The 18367-nt window shown below is 63.7% G+C and carries 18 protein-coding genes; 12 read left to right on the top strand and 6 right to left on the bottom strand.

Annotation, left to right across the window (positions count from 1 at the left end; genetic code table 11):
- From AC07NV_RS15705 to AC07NV_RS15680, 6 genes are read left to right on the top strand one after another with little or no spacing between them, the layout of a single operon-like run.
- The gene (locus AC07NV_RS15705) at nucleotides 1–747 is read left to right on the top strand and encodes an SDR family NAD(P)-dependent oxidoreductase (RefSeq protein WP_495167321.1); all 747 of its coding nucleotides are present in this window, start codon (nucleotides 1–3) and stop codon (nucleotides 745–747) included.
- A gap of 13 nt (nucleotides 748–760) precedes the next feature.
- The gene (locus tag AC07NV_RS15700) at nucleotides 761–1201 is read left to right on the top strand and encodes a nuclear transport factor 2 family protein (protein ID WP_495167320.1); all 441 of its coding nucleotides are present in this window, start codon (nucleotides 761–763) and stop codon (nucleotides 1199–1201) included.
- Complete coding sequence (locus tag AC07NV_RS15695) at nucleotides 1198–2454, top strand: NADH:flavin oxidoreductase (protein WP_495167319.1); 1257 nt, start codon at nucleotides 1198–1200, stop codon at nucleotides 2452–2454. The genes AC07NV_RS15700 and AC07NV_RS15695 overlap by 4 nt, the downstream gene beginning before the upstream one ends.
- Nucleotides 2438–3223: an SDR family oxidoreductase gene (locus tag AC07NV_RS15690; protein ID WP_495167318.1), complete on the top strand. Its 786-nt coding sequence runs from the start codon at nucleotides 2438–2440 to the stop codon at nucleotides 3221–3223. Before AC07NV_RS15695 ends, AC07NV_RS15690 begins: the two co-directional genes overlap by 17 nt.
- 2 nt (nucleotides 3224–3225) lie before the next feature.
- Complete coding sequence (locus AC07NV_RS15685) at nucleotides 3226–4314, top strand: DUF1214 domain-containing protein (protein ID WP_495167317.1); 1089 nt, start codon at nucleotides 3226–3228, stop codon at nucleotides 4312–4314.
- Entirely contained in the window at nucleotides 4301–4768 is a 468-nt protein-coding gene (locus tag AC07NV_RS15680; RefSeq protein WP_495167316.1) for a nuclear transport factor 2 family protein, read from the top strand. Before AC07NV_RS15685 ends, AC07NV_RS15680 begins: the two co-directional genes overlap by 14 nt.
- A gap of 17 nt (nucleotides 4769–4785) precedes the next feature.
- Here AC07NV_RS15680 and AC07NV_RS15675 read toward each other — a convergent pair whose 3' ends face one another.
- Both AC07NV_RS15675 and AC07NV_RS15670 read right to left on the bottom strand, forming a co-directional pair.
- A complete protein-coding gene (locus tag AC07NV_RS15675; protein WP_495167315.1) occupies nucleotides 4786–5256 on the bottom strand; it encodes an Lrp/AsnC family transcriptional regulator in 471 nt (156 codons plus the stop codon).
- Nucleotides 5253–5780, bottom strand: coding sequence for an Lrp/AsnC family transcriptional regulator (locus tag AC07NV_RS15670; RefSeq protein ID WP_495167314.1), 528 nt, complete (start codon nucleotides 5778–5780; stop codon nucleotides 5253–5255). Before AC07NV_RS15670 ends, AC07NV_RS15675 begins: the two co-directional genes overlap by 4 nt.
- A 179-nt stretch (nucleotides 5781–5959) precedes the next feature.
- Here AC07NV_RS15670 and AC07NV_RS15665 point away from each other — a divergent pair, with 179 nt between their 5' ends.
- The 3 genes from AC07NV_RS15665 to AC07NV_RS15655 all read left to right on the top strand — a co-directional run bounded on the left by AC07NV_RS15665 (nucleotide 5960) and on the right by AC07NV_RS15655 (nucleotide 11718).
- Nucleotides 5960–7645 (top strand): FAD-dependent oxidoreductase, encoded by a 1686-nt coding sequence (locus AC07NV_RS15665; protein WP_495167313.1) that lies wholly within the window; start codon nucleotides 5960–5962, stop codon nucleotides 7643–7645.
- A gap of 622 nt (nucleotides 7646–8267) precedes the next feature.
- Nucleotides 8268–11201: a TonB-dependent receptor domain-containing protein gene (locus AC07NV_RS15660; RefSeq protein WP_495167312.1), complete on the top strand. Its 2934-nt coding sequence runs from the start codon at nucleotides 8268–8270 to the stop codon at nucleotides 11199–11201.
- 109 nt (nucleotides 11202–11310) lie between these two features.
- The gene (locus AC07NV_RS15655; protein ID WP_495167311.1) at nucleotides 11311–11718 is read left to right on the top strand and encodes a hypothetical protein; all 408 of its coding nucleotides are present in this window, start codon (nucleotides 11311–11313) and stop codon (nucleotides 11716–11718) included.
- A 161-nt stretch (nucleotides 11719–11879) separates the two neighbouring features.
- Here the strand turns inward: AC07NV_RS15655 and AC07NV_RS15650 are convergent, their stop codons facing one another.
- Genes AC07NV_RS15650 through AC07NV_RS15635 form a run of 4 tightly spaced genes read right to left on the bottom strand, consistent with a single transcriptional unit; the run spans nucleotide 11880 to nucleotide 15168 of the window.
- A complete protein-coding gene (locus AC07NV_RS15650; RefSeq protein ID WP_495167310.1) occupies nucleotides 11880–12635 on the bottom strand; it encodes a glucose 1-dehydrogenase in 756 nt (251 codons plus the stop codon).
- A 17-nt stretch (nucleotides 12636–12652) separates the two neighbouring features.
- Nucleotides 12653–13855 (bottom strand): thiolase family protein, encoded by a 1203-nt coding sequence (locus tag AC07NV_RS15645; protein WP_495167309.1) that lies wholly within the window; start codon nucleotides 13853–13855, stop codon nucleotides 12653–12655.
- Nucleotides 13856–13860: 5 nt separating this feature from the next.
- Complete coding sequence (locus AC07NV_RS15640) at nucleotides 13861–14238, bottom strand: nuclear transport factor 2 family protein (RefSeq protein WP_495167308.1); 378 nt, start codon at nucleotides 14236–14238, stop codon at nucleotides 13861–13863.
- A 39-nt stretch (nucleotides 14239–14277) separates the two neighbouring features.
- Nucleotides 14278–15168: a VOC family protein gene (locus tag AC07NV_RS15635; RefSeq protein ID WP_495167307.1), complete on the bottom strand. Its 891-nt coding sequence runs from the start codon at nucleotides 15166–15168 to the stop codon at nucleotides 14278–14280.
- Nucleotides 15169–15550: 382 nt separating this feature from the next.
- On the opposite strand from AC07NV_RS15635, the gene AC07NV_RS15630 reads away from it, so the two are divergent.
- From AC07NV_RS15630 to AC07NV_RS15620, 3 genes are read left to right on the top strand one after another with little or no spacing between them, the layout of a single operon-like run.
- The gene (locus AC07NV_RS15630) at nucleotides 15551–16759 is read left to right on the top strand and encodes an acyl-CoA dehydrogenase family protein (protein WP_495167306.1); all 1209 of its coding nucleotides are present in this window, start codon (nucleotides 15551–15553) and stop codon (nucleotides 16757–16759) included.
- A gap of 14 nt (nucleotides 16760–16773) precedes the next feature.
- Nucleotides 16774–17592, top strand: a complete 819-nt coding sequence (locus AC07NV_RS15625; RefSeq protein WP_495167305.1) for an alpha/beta fold hydrolase — start codon at nucleotides 16774–16776, stop codon at nucleotides 17590–17592.
- Complete coding sequence (locus tag AC07NV_RS15620) at nucleotides 17579–18367, top strand: fumarylacetoacetate hydrolase family protein (RefSeq protein ID WP_495167304.1); 789 nt, start codon at nucleotides 17579–17581, stop codon at nucleotides 18365–18367. Before AC07NV_RS15625 ends, AC07NV_RS15620 begins: the two co-directional genes overlap by 14 nt.

The following is an 18367-nucleotide window of genomic DNA, read 5'->3' as shown; positions in this document are numbered from 1 at the left end:
ATGCTGGCGGGCAAGGTCGCGCTGGTCACCGGTGCCGGTCAGGGTGTCGGACGCGGCATTGCCCGCGCGCTCGCCCGGCGCGGTGCCCGGATCGCACTGGTCGGCCGCACACTCGCCAAGCTCGAAGTCGTGGCGGCGGAAATCGGCAGCGATGCCGCCGCCTTCGCTGCCGACATCAAGGACGCGACATCGGTTCGCGCCGCGGTGGATGCGGTCGCGCAGCATTTCGGCGCGATCGACATTCTCGTCAACAATGCACAGGAGGTGCCGCTCGGGCCGCTTCTGCAGGTTGAGGATGACGCGTTCGAGGCGGGTTTCGCCTCGGGCCCGCTGGCTTCGTTCCGGTTGATGAAGGCCTGTCATCCGCACCTTCTGCGCCGCGGTGGCGGTACGATCATCAACCTTGCCAGTTCGGCCGCCGTGCGCTGGGACATGGCGAATTACGGCGCCTATGCTGCGGTGAAGCAGGCGACGCGCGCGTTGACCCGCGCCGCCGCCGCCGAATGGGGCCCCGACGGCATTCGCGTCCTTACGATCGCACCGCACGCCAATTCGCCGGGCCTGCAAGGCTGGATCGAGAATAACCCGGAGGAGGCCGAGGCCTTTTTCCGCACGATCCCGCTGCGCCGCGTCGGCGATTGCGAGGAGGATATCGGCAATGCAGTGGCGGCGCTGTGCGGCCCCGATCTCGGCTATCTGACCGGGGCAACGATCCCGCTCGACGGTGGGCAGGCCAATTTCGGCTGAAGGAACGAGCAAGATGAGCGCCACCGACATCATCGAAATCCAGCAACTACTCGCCGCCTATGTCTTTGCGATCGACGCCAGGGATTATGACGCGCTCGATGCCGTGTTCACCCCGGACGCCGCGATCGACTATCGCGTCACCGGCGGCGCGCAGGGCAGCTGGGCAGAGATCAAGCCGTGGCTGGCCAGGGCGCTCGCCCCCTTCCCCCTCACCCAGCATCTGATCGGGCTGCCGCTGATCCGGCTCGACGGCGACCGCGCGACGGCAAGGACGATGCTGTTCAACCCGATGCAGCTTGCGCGGCCCGAGGGCGATCATCTGTTCCTGCTCGGCTGCACCTATGTCGACGATCTGGTGCGCACGCCCGCGGGCTGGCGGATCGCAAGCCGCACCGAAGCCGATTTCTGGGTCAAGGACCCGCCCGCCGGTTTCACGCCCGAGCCCGCGCCATGAGCGCCGCCGGCCCCTTCGACCCGGTCCGGATCGGGCCGATCACGCTGCGCAACCGCTTCATCCGTTCGGGTGCGAACGAGATGATGAGCAAGGACACCTTCCCCACCCGCGCGCTCCTCGATTTCCACCGCGCTTATGCGCGCGGCGGCGTGGGGATGACGACGCTCGCCTATCTCGCGGTCTCGCCCGACGGACGCACGCTGCCCGGACAGGGAATGCTGAGCCACGACAGCGTGCCGCATTACCGCGCGGTCACCGATGCGATCCATGCCGGGGGCGCGAAAGCGTCGGCGCAGATCACCCATGGCGGCAGCTTTTGTCAGATCGACGACCTGTCGACCCCGCGCGCGATGTCGGCATCGGGCGGGATCGACAAGATGGGGGTGCTGAAGGGCCGCGTCTTTCAGCGCGCGATGACGCGGACGGACATGGAGATGGTGACGGGCGAGTTCGTGCGCGCCGCGGGACTGGCCGAACAGGCGGGTTTCGATGCGCTCGAAATCCATATGGGGCATGGCTATCTGCTCAACCAGTTCATCTCGCCGCTCTCCAATTTCCGCAAGGATGGCTATGGCGGATCGTCCGCAAACCGCGCACGTTTTCCCGCCGAGGTGCTGGCAGCGGTCAAGCAAGCAACCGGCGGGCGGCTCGCGATCCTCGCCAAGATCAATCTGACCGATGCGGTGCGGGGCGGCGCGACGGTCGACGACGCGATTGTGACCGCGCGGGCGCTCGAAGCGGCGGGCGCGGACATGCTGATCCTGTCGGCAGGGCGCAATATCGAAAGCACATGGGCAATGTTCGGCAGCGCGCTGCCCTATGACGACCTCGCAGCGATGCAGGGCGGGCTGCTGGCGAAGCTGCAATTTGCGATCCTGAAGCGCAGCGTGCCGAAGCTACCAAGTTTCCGCGAAAATTATCTGATGGAATCCGCGCTGAAGCTGAAGGCGGCGCTCGGCCGGACGCCGATGAAGCTTGCCTATCTGGGCGGCATCCAGTCGCTCGCCGGGGCGCGGCAAGCGGCGGCCGAAGGGTTCGATGCGATCGCGCTAGCGCGTGCGCTGATCCACGATCCGGCGCTGATCGCGAAATGGCAGAGCGGAGCCAGCGATGGTTCGGGCTGTACCGCATGCAACCGCTGCGTCGCCGCTATGTACGGCGCGTCGGGAACGCATTGCCCCGAGGTCGGCAACGCGCTGGCCCCCGAACTCAAATCCATATTTGCGGGAGAAGACTATGCCGAGCCTGCTTGAGAACAAGGTCATCATCATCAGCGGGGTCGGCCCCGGCATGGGGCAAGCGATGGCGCGGATCGCCGCCGCCGAGGGCGCCAAGGTCGGGCTCGGCGCGCGCAACAAGGATTTCATCGACGCGGTCGCCGATGAAATCCGCGCGAGCGGCGGCGAGGCGGTCGCGGTGCCGACCGATGTCGGCAATGCGGACCAGTGCGCGGCGCTGGCGAAAGCGACCGCCGATGCGTTCGGGCGGATCGACGGGCTGGTCAATACCGCCTATATCCACGGCGAATGGGTGACGGTGGACGAAGCCGATCCCGAGGATTGGGCACGCGTGTTCGACGTCAATTGCCTCGGCGCGCTGCGGATGACGCAGGCGGTGCTGCCCGCGATGAAGGCGGCGGGCGGCGGCGCGGTGGTCAATGTCGCCACCATGTCGCAGGTCAATCCCTTCCCCGGCGAGGGCGGCTATGCCACCGGCAAAGGCGGGCTCACCACGATGACCAAGCATATGGCCAAGGATCTTGGCCGCTTTAACATCCGGGTCAATGCGACGCGAATGGGCTGGATCGGGGGCAAGCCGGTCTATGACTATATCGACCGCGCCGCCGCAGGCGGGCTGGACCGCGATACGGTGATCGGCGAGATTACCGGGCGCATCCCGCTCGGCGTCATCCCGCCCGAGGCGGATTGCGCCAAGAGCGTGCTCTTCTTCCTCTCCGACTATGCAAAAATGGTCACCGGCGCGACGCTCGACGTCAACGGCGGCCAGTATATGGCGCCATGACGATGACCGGTAACCGCATCCTGTCGCCCGATGTCTGGCGCGATTTCTGCCGGCGGCTGGAGGCCGCGGGCGAGATCGTCACCGGCGCCGAAGCCGCCGCCAATCCGCTCGACCGTGCCGAGGGCTATCGCTATCTGACCCGACTGCTGCGCATCGCGCTCGACATGCAGCTCGAACATGCCGATCCCGATTTCCCGAGCTTCTATGCCGCCTCGCACCAGACCGCGAAGATCGGCGCCGACAATCCCGACAATATCTATATGAACGCGACGGTGTCGGGCGCTCGGCGCTATCGCATCCGGGGTCAGCGCGGCAGCGTGCCGATCCTGAGTTTCGGCACCAAGGCCAACCGCTATGCCGTGGACGGCACGATGGCCTCGACCGGCGAGCTCGATTCGGCCGACATGGCGGTGGCCGCCGACGGGTCGTTCGAGATCATCGTCAGCCGCGAAAAGGCCGACGGCAACTGGCTGCCGCTGGCCGACGACAGCTCGATGGTGATCGTGCGCCAGACCTTTCTCGACCGCGCGAACGAGGAGCCCGCGATGGTGGAGATCGAAGCGATCGACGGCCCGGCATATCCAGCGCCGCTCTCCGCCGACACGCTCGCGGCGGCGCTGGAACGCACCACCGCCTTTGTTGCCGGAACCGCGCGCACCTTCGTCCAGTGGACCGAGGATTTCCGCGCGAACCAGATGAACCGGCTCGCCACGACCGACCAGACGCCCTTTTTCCGCGCGGGCGGCGATCCGACGATCTTTTACCTCCACGGCTGGTGGCAGCTTGAACCCGGCGAGATGCTGCGGATCGACACGCGCGTGCCGGCATGCAGCTTCTGGAATTTCCAGCTCGACAATTACTGGATGGAATCGCTCGATTATCGCCATCATCGCATCCATGTGAACGGGCACAGCGCGCGGCTGAACGACGACGGCACGCTGACGCTGATCGTCGGCCCGCGCGATCCGGGCTTCGGCAACTGGATCGATACCGCCGGGCACCATCAGGGCACCATGTTGCTGCGCTGGATCGGCGCCACCGACCATCCCATCCCCCAAAGCAGGATAATCTCACCCGATGACCGACCTTGAATCCCGTATCGCGCGGCTCGAAGCCGAAAGCGACATCCGCCGCCTGAAGGCGCGTTACCTCAACGCCTGCGACGCGAAGGATGTGGCCGCGATCCGCGCCTGTTTTACCGAGGATGCGGTGATCGACTTTCCGCCCGTCGGCGAATTCAACCTCGACGGGCTGATCGACGTCTTCACGCAGATGGCGGCGACGACCGCGATCACCGACGTCCATCAGGGGCATAATGCCGAGATCGACGTGAAGGGCGACGAAGCCAGCGCGCGCTGGAATCTGGGCTATGCAACCTATGATCCGCGCAGCCAGAGCTTCCGGCTGCTCGCCAATTTCTATCATGACCGCTATCGCCGCACCCCCGAGGGATGGCGGATCAGCTATAGCCGTTCCGAACCGCGCGCGATCGTGGACGGCACGCTCGCCGACGACGCGATCAAGGCAAGCTGGGTGGCGGGGTAAGCCCGCTCACCGGGCTATCAATCGACCAGCGCGCACCAGCGATAGTCGTGCTTGATGAAATTCTGCCCAAGGCTGTAGCGGACGCGCCGCACGCCGGGGATCTTGTCGATCGTCTGGTGGAGGAAATCGGTCAGTTCATTGCCGTTTTCCACCAGCGTCATCGCGAGCACGTCGGCGCGGCCAAGCGTCGTGGCGACAAAGCCGATCTCGGGCAGTTGCGCCAGGCTCTCCGCCACGCGCTCGATGTCCGCGGCGGTGTCCGCCTCGACCCAGAGATAGGCGAGGATCGGGTTGCGGAGCCGGTTGGCGTTGGTCACCGCGGCAACGCGGATCACCTTGTTGTCGAGCAAGCGTTTGAGACGCGAGCGGATCGTCCCCTCGGTCAGATCGAATTCGCGGCCGATTTCGCGGTTCGAAACCCGCGCATCATGGCCGAGGCGTTCGATGATCTTGTGATCGAGGTCGTCGAGGCTGATCCTGGTGCTCATAGCGGGGCCCATTCCGGATTATATTTGAGAACCTTGAGTGCGAGGCTGGGGAAGAGCCGTTCGACCCCGTCGATCTTGGCGATCACGCTGGTCAGGAGATGCTGCATCTCTTCCAGTGTCTCGGCCACCACCTGAATTTCCAGATCATGCGTTCCGATCGCGACGTTGACGGTGATGACGCGTTCCAGCTCGGCGATCTCGGCACCGACCTCGCCCGCCGACCGCCCCTTCACCTGCACCCCGACGGGCGCCAGATAGCCGAAGCCCATCGCCGACAGATCGCGCATCGCCACGACGCGCACCATCCGGGCATCCTCCAGCCGGCGCAGGCGCGTGCGCACGGTCGCTTCGTTCAGCCCCATTTCGCGCGCGATGTCGCGGTTTGCGATCCGGCCGTTCTTGCGCAGCGCAGCGATGATCTGCTCGTCGACATCGTCGAGCGCGGGCAGCCCGTCGCCCTGGCTCGCGTTCGCGGCCTTGCCCCGCGTCCTTTTTCCGGCCTTGGTTGCGGTACGCAACGCCACTTCTCCCAGCTTGATCAGCGCCCCACAGACCGCATCGCCGCGCCACTGTCAACATTCATCGAGCACAACGTGAAATATATAACAGTTTGCGTAGAAATTTCCTGTTTCAAAAACGCAATCATTATGTAGAACATCATATGGATCGGAAAGAGCGAGTTTTCCGAGGCAGGAGCAATTGGGTGGCCGTTCACGAAGTCGATATATTGGTGATCGGATCGGGCGCAGGCGCGCTGACCGCAGCCTTCACCGCTGCCGATGCCGGCGCCGACGTGCTGGTTGTCGAGAAAAGCGCGCGTTATGGCGGAACCTCGGCGACCTCGGGCGGTGGCATCTGGATCCCCAACAGCGACGATGCACGCGCCAAGGGCCATGCCGACGATCCCGAAGCAGCGCTGGGCTATATCAAGACGCTGATCGGCGACGATGTGCCCGAAACCAAACTGGCAACCTATGTCGACAATGCGCACCGGATGCTGAGCTATCTCGAAGAGCGGTCGCAGGTTCACTACACCGCCTATGCCTATTCGGACTATCATATGGACGTCGAAGGTGCGCGCGACGGGTGGCGGACGCACGATCCGATCCCGTTGATGGCCGATACGCTCGGCGCCGATTTCGAGCGGATGGAGCCGCCGCACACGCTGACGCTGACCTTTGGCCGCTTCACCTGGACGATGGAAGAGGCCAAGCTGCTCCTGACGATGAGCCCCGGCGCCAAGCCGCTGCTGTTCAAGCTGATGCTCAAATATATGTTCGACCTGCCGTGGCGCTTCAAGACGAAGCGCTCGCGGCGGCTGACCGGCGGCAATGCGCTGATCGGGCGGCTCAAACTGTCGCTCGACGAAAAGGGCGTACCGATCTGGCTGGGTACGCCGATGGTCGAGCTGGTCCAGGGCAAGAGCGGGATCATCGGCGCAATCGTCGAACGCGACGGCCAGCGGGTCGAGGTCCGCGCGCGCCGCGGCGTGATCATTGCAAGCGGCGGCTTCGACCATGACGCCGCGCTGCGCGAGAAATATCTGCCGCAGCCGACCTCGGCCGACTGGAGCGCCGGGGTGCCGAGCAATACCGGCGACGGCCTGAAGGCCGGGCTCGCGGTGGGCGCCGCGACCGCGCTTATGGATTCGGCGTGGTGGGGCCCCGGCTTCCTGCTCGAGGGTGAGGATCGCGCGCGGATCATGTTCGTCGAACGCGCCCTCCCCTCCTCGATCATCATCAATCAGGCGGGGCGCCGCTATATGAACGAGGCGGCGTCCTATCATGTCGCGGGGGGGGAAATGCATCGCTGCAACACCCCCGAAGCGCCCACGACCCCCTCATGGTTCGTGTTCGATGCGCGCTATCGCGGCAAATATATGCTGGGGCCGATGATGGCGGGCAAGCCGTCGGCCGACGGGCGCATTCCCGAAGCGATGCGCAAGATCCTCAAGAAAGCCGGGACCCTTGCCGGGCTAGCAAAGGAGATCGGCGTCGACGCCGCCATACTTTCCAGGGAAATTGCGCGCTTCAATGCCAACGCGCTCAAGGGCGAGGATCCCGATTTCGGACGCGGCGCCTCCGCCTATGACCGGCATTATGGCGACGCCTCGGTGTCGCCGAATCCGACGCTCGCGCCGATCGCCGAGGCCCCCTTCTACGCCATCCCGATCTATCCGTGCGACCTTGGCACCAACGGTGGACTGCTCACCGACGACAACGGCCGGGTGCTGAACGAGGACGGCAAGGTGCTGGGCGGGCTCTATGCGATCGGCAACGCCTCGGCGGCAGCGATGGGACGGACCTATCCGGGCGCGGGCGCGACGCTGGGCCCGGCGATGACCTTCGGCTGGCTCGCCGCGCGGCACGCGATGCGGGTGAATCAATAAACCCAAGGTCGTCCCGGCGAACAAGGAAACAACCGGTTGCGGATATTCTCTATCATCGTCATCCCGGACTTGATCCGGGGTCCATGACGACAGTGGAGCTATGGATCCCGGATCAAGTCCGGGATGACGATGATCTGAATTCGACCGGAAGTTGCCGCTATCCCTTCTTACTTCTTTATCCCCGCGAAAGCGGGGACCCAGCGAGCTGGCGTCGCAACTGGGTTCCCGCTTTCCCTGGCACACCATTGTTCTAGCTCGCTGGAACTTGCCAATCGAAGCTTTCTCGAAGGCGGAGAACGCCGATTTTACGATGGGGAGACCTGGTAGCTCCGTAGCCCGATTCACCGTTGAACCCATTTTTCACGGGGGCCCGAATTCGTAACCTTTGAAACAAAATGTCGCAAATGCAGCGCTGTAGAATGTTGTATTTCATCGTTCGCCCCCGTTAGTTGCAAATACGTCACAAATGGAATTGAATCCGCTGGTTACTTGGGGAATTCCCTTTACTCGCCCCAAGCGAGAGGTCATCCCCTATGCCATCGGGGCTACATGGGAGGGGTGGTGACACTGCTTGCGCATGGGTGCCCGATATCTTGGGCATCAGGAGCAAGGGGACTGCACCGTGAAGAAAATCCAATATTCGAAGCTGAGACTGGGCGCCGCACCGTTGGTGCTGGGCATTGCCCTGGTTTCGACGCCTGTCTTTGCACAGAACGCGCCGGCCGAAGAGGCCGAAGCAGAACAAATTATCGTCGTCACCGGATCGCGCATCGCGCGCCCTGACCTTAACAACAGCGCACCGACTCTGGTTATTGGTGCCGAAGCGCTCGAAAATCGCGGGCTTGAGAACATCGCCGATCTGGCGACGCAGTTGCCGCAGTTCGCCGCCTCCTTTGGCACCTCGCGCACGCAGTCGACTTTTTCGGGCGCGGCATCATCGGGCCTTAACACGGTCAATTTGCGCAACCTGGGCGGCGGGCGGACACTGACGCTGATCAACGGCCGCCGTGCCGCCGCGGGGACGACGACCTCGACCGCGGTCGATTTCAACATGATTCCATCGGCCAACATCGAACGGATCGAAATTTTGACCGGCGGTGCGTCGGCCATTTACGGCGCTGACGCGGTTGCCGGCGTGGTCAACATTATCACCAAGACCGACTTCGAAGGCCTGCGGGTTGGCGGCAGCTATGGCATCAGCCAGCGCGGGGACAACAAGAACCCCAGCGGTTATGTCATGTTCGGCACGAAGTTCGGCGATGGCGGCCATGTGCTGTTGACGGGGCAGATCGATTATCAGGGCCTGGTCAATTGTTCGCAGCGGTCGCTGTGCTCCGAGGATTTTGCCTGGTTCCCGCCGGCCGCCCCGGTTCGCGGACCGTCCGCCTATTCGGCCGTCGGGCAAAATAGCACCTTCTTCCTGACCGCGGGCAATGGCCTTGGCGCGGTCAACGCAACGCGCATCGGCGACAATCTCAGTTACACGGACGGCAGCGGGAATCTGATTCCGTTCGTAACCACGCGCGACGGTTACAACCGCAACGCACGGCGCGACCTCGCAATCCCGACGCGCCGCATCATGTTTGCTGCGGCAGCCGAATATCCAGTGTCGGACGCCGTCAATGCGTTCATCGAATTCAACTATGGCAAGACGCGGACCAATGCCGCGTTCGAAGGCCATCCCTTCCAGTCGACGGCAGCGGGCAGCCTGTTCGGCGGCGGTCCGGGCGTCACCGGATTGCAAGCCAATATTCCGCTGAATATTCAGTCGACCGTTGGCGGCGTCACCACCACGATTGCCAATCCGATCATCCCGACCGCGGTTTACAATGCAGCCACCGCTCGCGGCATGACCCAGCTTGCATGGCAGCAGCGGTTCGGCGCTTTCGACGACCGCGGCGCGATCAACCAGCGTGAAATGATGCGCGGGGTCGCCGGCTTGCGCGGCGATTTCGAATTGGGGCTCGGCAAAAACTGGAACTATGAAGTTTCCTATACCTATGGCCGTACCAAGCTGGACAGCTTGACGCGCGGCCTGGTGAGCACGCGTCAGCTCTATTACGGCGTCAAGACGGAAATGGTCGACGGCCAGCTGCGCTGCGCCGACGCCGGCGCACGCGCGACCGGCTGTGTGCCGATCAATCCGTTCCTTCCCTACACCGACGCAATGCAGAAGGCGCTGAATGTTTCCGCCGGCCAGACCGGCGAAAGCGTCCTGCACGATGCGATCGCTTCGGTTTCGGGATCGCCGTTCTCGCTGCCCGGCGGCGACTTTTCGGTCGCCTTCGGCGCGGAGTATCGCACCTTCTCGGGCTTCCTCGATTATGATCAATCGATCAATAATGCCGAAGTCACCGGCAACCAGATCGGAGACGTCGACTTCGTAAAAACGAAGACCAAGGAAGTGTTCATCGAAGCGATCGCGCCGATTCTGGGCGATATGTCCTTCGTCAAAAGCCTGACGCTGGAGGGTGCATACCGCATTTCCGATCCTTCGAACGGCGGGAATTACAAGACATGGCGCTATGGTGGTACCTATGAGCCGATCGACGGCTTGCGGTTCCGCGTCATGCGCGGCCGCGCAGTTCGCACGCCGACCCCCGGTGAATTGTCGGGTGTGGGCCAGACGTTCGGCACGGTGAACGATCCGTGCACCGCGACCAACCGGACCGCCAATACGACGCGCGCGGCTAATTGCCTCGCCGACGGTGTGCCGGCCAATTACAACCCGCCGCTCAATGTCTTGCAGTCGGTGGGCGGTTTTGTTGGCGGCAATCCCAATCTTGCCCCCGAAAAGGCAACCACGCTGACTTATGGCCTGTCTTTCGCGCCATCGTTCCTTCCGGGCTTCTCGCTCACCGTCGATCGCTTCGAAATCAAGATGTCGGGGATCATCACCACGGTGGGGCGCCAGCTTAAGGCGAATCAATGCTATGATACGGCCGCCCGGTTGTTCTGCGAGGACCTGACCCGCGCCACCAATCCGAACGTACCCGGCGCCAACTATGTGTTGACGGGCGTCAACGATCAATTGGTCAACGTCGCTTCGCTGAAAATCAAGGGCATCGACATCGACGCGCGTTACAACTTCCCGGCGTTCGGTGGACGTGGTTCGCTGTCGACCATCGCGACCATTTACGACAAGGCAAAACAGGTGTCGTTGCCGGGTCAGCCAGCCACCAATTTGTTGGGCTTTGCCGGTGGGTCGACCTCCGATCAGGGCTTCATCAAATTCACCGCCAACGGTAATATCGGTTGGAACAGTGACGATTTTGGTTTCAACTATAACATCCGCTACATCGGCAGTGCGAAGAACAGCCCGTTTGTAACTCCGGCTACGGCAGTTAAGATCGGCGATCGTTTCTATCACAACGCTCGCTTCTCGTTCCGCGTCGAAAAGGACTATGAATTCTACGTCGGTGTCGACAATATTCTCGACAGCAAGCCGCCTTTCTTCCCGTCGAGCACCGCGGGGACCCAGGCGCTGGACACGATCCCGGCCTATTATGATGTTTTCGGACGGTCATTCTATGTCGGATTCAAAGCCGATTTCTAACGGTCCAGGCTGCATATGCAGCTGTTGGTCACGACGATGAGAAAAGGGCGGCTGAATCAGCCGCCCTTTTTATTGGCGACGAATGGCTTCGCCTGAGGGCATAGCGCGGTTGGCCGACGCACCACAGGACGTCCCCGATATTCATCCCGGCATTGCCGAAATCTACAGGCGCAAGATCGCTGCGCTCCTTGAAGCGCTCAACGACCCGGAAACCCGGCTTGATGCCTCAAGCGACATCCGTTCGTGCGTCGGCAAGATCGTCCTGCATCCCGGCGAGAAGCGCGGTGAGGTCCATGCAAACTTGCACGGATTGCTCATGGGATATTGGATTTTGCAAACGGCATCCCGAGGCCCGAGTTGCAATATCGGTGGCGTAGGGTTCGCGGGAATGACGAAGGTGGGGAGGCGTCGCCTTCAAATAAGCCTTTCCTACATTATCCGGCCGTGCCAGCCTTCATCCGGCTCTTTCATTTGGTGGATAAAGCGGTCGCTGCCCGGCGTGCGGGTGCGACCATAGCAGCGCGCGCCCAGCACGCCGCGACGTCCCAATCGGGCGATGCACGGGGCTGAACTTTCCTGAACTTTGGAATATCGTGCGCCCTTGCGCCGGCCCGATCCCGGATCCAGCCCGGGATCGCGAAAGAAGGTAGTGCGATGAAAGCCCGGTGACGGGGCTGCTCAGCGTGCCAGATACCCGCCGTCGACCGCGAGCGGGTGACCGGTGATGAAGCTCGCCTTGTCCGAGCAGAGGAAGATCACCGCGTCGGCGATTTCATGCGCTTCGCCGATCCGGTTCATCGGGTGCATTTCGGCGACGAAGCGCGCCGCGGCTTCTTCCTTCACCACCGCGTCGACCATCGGGGTGCGGATCGCGCCGGGGCAGACCGCGTTGATGCGGATGCCCTGCGCTGCGTAGCGCATCGCCGCCGAGCGCGTGAGCCCGATCACCGCATGCTTCGACCCGCAATAGCCCGCACCGCCCGCGCCCGCCATGCCCGCGATCGACGCGGTGTTGACGATCGCGCCGCGCCCCGCCTTTTCCATATGGCGCAGTTCCGCGGCCATGCAGAGCAGCAGTCCGCGCTGATTGACCGCGATGGTGCGATCGTAGGCAGCGAGGTCGCCCCACGGGGTTTCCATGCCCTCGAGCGAGACCCCCGCATTGTTGAAGGCGCAATCGAGCCGTCCCCAGCGCAGGGCGATATCGTCAACGAAGGCATCGACCGCGCTCCCGTCGGTGACATCCAGCGCACCATGATGCGCCTCGCCGCCCCCGTCGCGGATCAGCGCGGCGGTTTCGGCGGCGCTGTCGCCATTGAGATCGCCGATCGCGACCTTCGCGCCCTCGGCGGCAAAGGCCAGCGCGGCGGCGCGGCCGATGCCGCTGCCCCCGCCGGTCACGAACGCGGTTTTTCCCTCGAACAATAGCGCCATCGCCGCCTCCTTTTGATTCAGACGATTTCGAACAGGCCGGCGGCGCCCATGCCGCCCGCGACACACATCGAGACGACCGCATAGCGGACGCCGCGGCGCTTGCCCTCGATCAACGCGTGGCCGACGAGGCGCGAGCCCGTCATCCCGAACGGATGGCCGATCGCGATGCCGCCGCCATTGACGTTGAGCTTGCCCGGATCGATGCCGAGCTTGTCGCGGCAATAGAGCGCCTGGCTGGCGAACGCCTCGTTGATTTCCCACAGCCCGATATCGTCGACCTTCAGGCCGGCGCGTTCGAGCAGCTTGGGGATTGCGAAGACCGGACCGATGCCCATTTCCTCGGCCTTGCAGCCCGCGACCTGAAAGCCGCGATAGATGCCGAGGATCGGGAGCCCTTCCTTTTCGGCCATCGCACGGTCCATCACGACCTGCGCCGAGGCGCCGTCGGAGAGCTGGCTGGCGTTGCCCGCGGTGATATGGCGGCCTTCCTTGACGACGAGCCCGTCCCTGAACACCGGCTTCAGACCCGCGAGCTTTTCGGCGGTGGTGTCGCCGCGCACGCCCTCGTCATGCGCCAGCGTCAATTCTTCCTTGCCGGTCTCATGGCCTTCCTTGTCGAACAGCGCCTTCTCGACGGTGATCGGTACGATTTCGTCGGCGAACTTTCCCGCGGCCTGCGCCGCGCCCGCGCGCTGCTGGCTGGTCGCGGCGAACGCGTCCTGCGCCTCGCGGCTGACGCCATAGCGGTCGGCGACGATCTCGGCGGTTTCGATCATCGCCATATAGGCGTGCGGGTCGGCGGCGCGGATGAACTCGGAGCGGTTGCGGAACGCCGGCGTGTGCTTGTTGAGGGTGAGCGAAATGCTCTCCATCCCGCCCGCGACCGCGACGTCGATCTCGTTGCACATAATGCCGCGCGCGGCGAGCGCGAGCGCGTTGAGCCCCGACGAGCATTTGCGGTCGAGCGTGAAGCCCCCGGTCGAATCGGGAAGCACCGAACCATGGACCGCCAACCGGCCGAGATTATAGCTCTGCGTGTTCCAGTGATTGCCGACACCCAGATAGACGTCATCGATCCGCGCGGGGTCGATCCCGGCGCGTTCGATCGCGGCGTTGACGACATGCGCCGCGAGGACGGGTGCCTCGGTGTCGTTGAAAGCGCCGCGATAGGCCTTGCCGACGCCGGTGCGCGCGGTCGAAACGATGGCGGCTTCGCGCATCGCCCTCACGCCCCGGTGCTGCGCATGTTGGCGGGGCTCCAATAGGCGCGCATCTCGGTCACCTTGCCCTCGCCGTCGAATTTGAAGGTGTCGATGACCTCAATCTCCTTCGGCCCGCCGAAGTCGACGAGCACGGTGAAGGCGAAGGCCGCATAGTCGCCGCCGGTGCGCACGGGGCCGTCGAGGCGGAGCTTGGCGCCCGCCTGCATCGACATCGTATAGAAGGCATGGATCGCATCGCGTCCCTGGTGGATCGGGGTGCCGATCGGATCCTCGACCGTCGCGTCGTCGGCATAAAGGCCAGACGCCATCGCGGCATCGCCTTTGTCGAACGCTTCGACATAGCGCTCGACGGCGCGGACCATATCTTCGTGGCTGGGCATGGTATCTCTCCGTTGCGGGTGGCTAAGGAAGTGACGGCGTCAGCCGCCGAAATCCCAATGATGACCCCATTCGTCCTCCTTGAGGCTGATGGTCGGCGTGAAGCTGCTCCAGTCGGGCTGGATGCCGCCAAAGCCATATTCGATGTCGAAGCCGCCGGGGCTGCGCATATAGAAGCTGACCATCTTGTCGTTCATATGCTTGCCGAGGCTCGACGAGATATGGACGTTCGCCGCCTTCGCGCGGTCAAGCGCGCGGCCGACATCGTCGAGCCCCCGCACTTCGACCATCATATGGACGAGCCCGCTCGGCACCGGGAATTCGGCAAGTGCGACGCTGTGGTGACGCGGATTGTCGCAGTGCAGGAAGTGGAGGCCGAGCCCCGGGTCCTCGGGGCCGCCGCCCTGCATATAGACGCGCATCTCGTCGGTATCGCCGAAGCCGAGCAGGTCGATATAGAAAGCGCGCGTCTCCGCAAGCTTCGCCGCGGGGAAGACGACATGCCCCATCCCCATCTCGCCGGTGATGAAGCCGGACACGCCTGCGGGCGACACAAACGGATTGCCGTCGACGACGCGCCCCCAGCCAAGTTCGAGCCGGTTGCCCGAGGGATCGGCGCAGCGCACATATTCGACGACATGGCGATCCTTCGCTTCGTCGGCCGTCGCGGCTTCGATTGCAACGCCCGCGCCCTGCAACCGGGCGATGCCCGCGTCGAACGTCGCCTTGTCGGGATAAACGAGCCCCGCAGCGTAAAACCGCTCGGCATCGCCCTTGCGGATCAGCATGCGAAACGGCCGCTCGTCCATGCGCAGGCGAATATCATCGCCCCGATCGATCGCCTGCATGCCAAGCACATTCTCCCCATAGGCGCGCCAGGCTTCGATATCGGCCGTGTCCACCACAACATAGGCCAGTGACCGTATCGCCATTCACTTCATCCCCTGCATCCAGACGGGTGCGTCCGCACCCTGAGTGGAGCGCAAGCTACAGGCGAAAATCGCGCGCATCAAGTGTAATACGTAAAAATATTCCGTAAAATCTACGCAAACCGTAGATCAATACGCGTGCCGTCTCCGCATATCGTTATCGACGGGTCGCCTAAAGGCCCGGGCACCCCTACGGCAAGCAACGCTTTGCGTATCGCACACAGCCCCTCGATACGCAGGCCGCCTCTCCAAACCATCATAAGCGGCGTTTTGCACAGAATCGGGATTGACAGCTTGCGTAGAGAAATGCATCATTCTCTACGAATATAGGAGCAATACCGCGAAGCGGCTTCCGCAAGCGCATAAAATATCCCGAGGAGAGCATATGGCCACCGCCCCCAAGCAAGCCGGCGACACCGCCTTGCCGAACGCCGAAGCGCTGATCGAACGCGCACGTGCGATGATCCCGACGCTGAAGGCGCGCGCGCGCCAGACGACGCTCGACGGCAATGTGCCCGCAGCGACGATCGCCGAGATGCAGCAGGCCGGATTCTTCCGCATCCTGCAGCCGAAGCGCTGGGGTGGTTATGAAATGCACCCCAATGTCTTCTTCGAGGTGCAGAAGGCGCTCGCCGAGGGCTGCATGTCGACCGGCTGGATCTATGGGGTTCTCGGCTGCCATCCCTATGAACTCGCACTCTTCCATGACGAGGCACAGCGCGAGGTGTGGGGCGACAAGGACGATATGCTCGTCTCGTCAACCTATCAGCCCGTCGGCAAGGTCGAGAAGGTCGAGGGCGGCTTCTATCTTTCGGGCCGCTGGGGTTTTTCCTCGGGTTCCACCCATTGCGGCTGGGTGCTGCTCGGCGCGCTCAACTTCGATACCGATGGCGGCCCACCCGACATGCGCACCTTCCTGCTCCCCCGCGGCGACTATCAGGTCATCGAGGGAACATGGGATGTCTTCGGGCTGCAAGGCACGGGCAGTTTCGACATTCTCGTCGAGCGCGTCTTCGTCCCCGAGCATCGCACCCACCGGGCCAGCGACGGCTTTGCCTGCACCAATCCCGGTCAGGTCGAGAATGACGGTCCGCTCTATCGTCTGCCCTGGGCGCAGATCTTTGTCCGGTCGGTGTCGACCGCGGCGTTCGGCGGTGCCCGCGCAGCGGTCAATGCCGCGATGGAGATCATGCAGGGCCGTATCTCGACCAACACCGGCAAGGCGTCGAAGGCCGATCCGCTGCTGCACGGCGCGATCGCCAAGGCGCATGCGCAGATCCTCGAGATGGAACTGACACACCAGATGACGTTCGACCGGCTGATGGCGAAAGCGACAGGCGGCGAACCGATCACGCTCGAGGAGCGGGCGCTCTATGCCTATCAGTCCTCGACCGTCGTGCGGCGGCTCGCCGGACTGGTCGACGGCATGGTCCAGCTCCTCGGCGGCCGCGCCGTCTATATGTCGAGCGCGATCATCCAGCCCTGGCTCGACCTCAACGCCGCGCGCGCGCACGTCGCGAACGACCCCGGCAATCGCACCACCGACGTCGTGATGACGATGCTCGGCGAACCGCCCGCCTTCACGTTCATGTAAGCAAGGAAACGGCCATGGGAGAGATGAAGGAAACGACCCACCGCGTCGCGGGCGGATATGACATCCATATCAAGGAGGTCGGCGAAGGTCCGGCGCTGGTGTTCATCCACGGCAGCGGCCCCGGCGCATCGGGACTGTCCAATTTCCGGCAGAATGTCGACGCGTTCGTCAATGCCGGTTACCGCGTCATCCTGCCCGATATGATCGGCTATGGCGCCTCGTCGCAGCCCGTCGACATCGACTATACGCTGACCTTGTTCACCGACACGCTGTACGAGGCGCTGAAGGCGCACGGGATCGAGAGCGCGACGCTGATCGGCAATTCACTCGGCGGCGGCGTCGCGATCCAGATGACGCAGGACCATCCGGAATTCATCGAGCGCCTGATCCTGATGGCGCCCGGCTGCATCGAGGAACTCGACGTCTATTTCGCCATGCCGGGCATCGCCGACATGCGCTCCTCTTTCGGCAGCCCCGACTTCAGCCTCGCCGACCAGCGGCGCCTCGGCGAAAATCTGGTTTACGACCCGAAGCACATCACCGACGCGCTGGTCGAGGAACGTTTCGCGGTCGCGCGCCAGCAGCCAAAGGATGTCATCACGCGGATGCGGACGCATAATGTCCGCCCGCGGCTGGGCGAGATCAAAGTCCCGATCCTGCTCTTCTGGGGCCAGAACGAACGCTTCATGCCGCTCTCGGGCATCCAGTATTTCTTCGAAGCCTGTGACGATGTGCGCTGCGTGATCTTCAACAAGGTCGGTCACTGGGTGCAGGTCGAACGCGCGAGCGAGTTCAACCGCTATGCAATCGAGTTCCTCGATGAGCATCGCTGAAGCATACGGGCTGGAGCTCTATGCGGCGCTGCGCGACCGGCGCACCGTTGAACCGCTGATCGCGCGCGATGCGTCGCTGACGATCGACGACGCCTATGCGATCAGCCTCGACTTTCTGTCGCGGCGGCTGAAGGACGGCGAGCGCGTCGTCGGCAAAAAGATCGGGGTCACGTCGAAGGCGGTGCAGGACATGCTGGGTGTCCATCAGCCCGATTTCGGCTTCCTCACCGACTGGATGCATGTCGAGGGCGATATCGACATCGACGCGAAGGCGCTGATCGCACCGCGCGCCGAGGCCGAGATCGCGTTCATCCTGAAGGACAGCCTGAACGGCCCCGGCGTGACCGCCGCCGACGTGATCGCGGCGACCGCGAGCATCGCGCCCTGTTTCGAGATCGTCGACAGCCGCATCACCGACTGGAAGATCGGCATCGTCGATACCGTCGCCGACAATGCATCGTGCGGGGTCTTTGTGCTCGGCGAGGAGCGTATCGATCCGCGCGCACTCGATCTTCCGAACCTGCATGTCGCGGTCGCGAAGAACGGATCGCCGCTGTCCGAAGGCTATGGCCACGCGGTTCAGGGCGACCCGGCGCAGGCGGTCGCGTGGCTCGCCAACACGCTCGGCGCGCATGGCGTGACGCTCGATGCCGGCGACATCATCCTGTCGGGCAGCCTCGTGCCGCTCGCGCCCGCGGTGAAGGGCGACATTTTCGAAATGATCCTCGGCGACGGCCGCCGCACGCTCGGCCATTGCGTCGCGCGTTTTACATAA

The sequence above is a fragment of the Sphingopyxis sp. GW821-FHT10B01 genome (assembly GCF_059415685.1).
The sequence above is the reverse complement of the archived record's forward strand: the minus strand, read 5'-3'. Positions and strand labels throughout refer to the sequence as shown.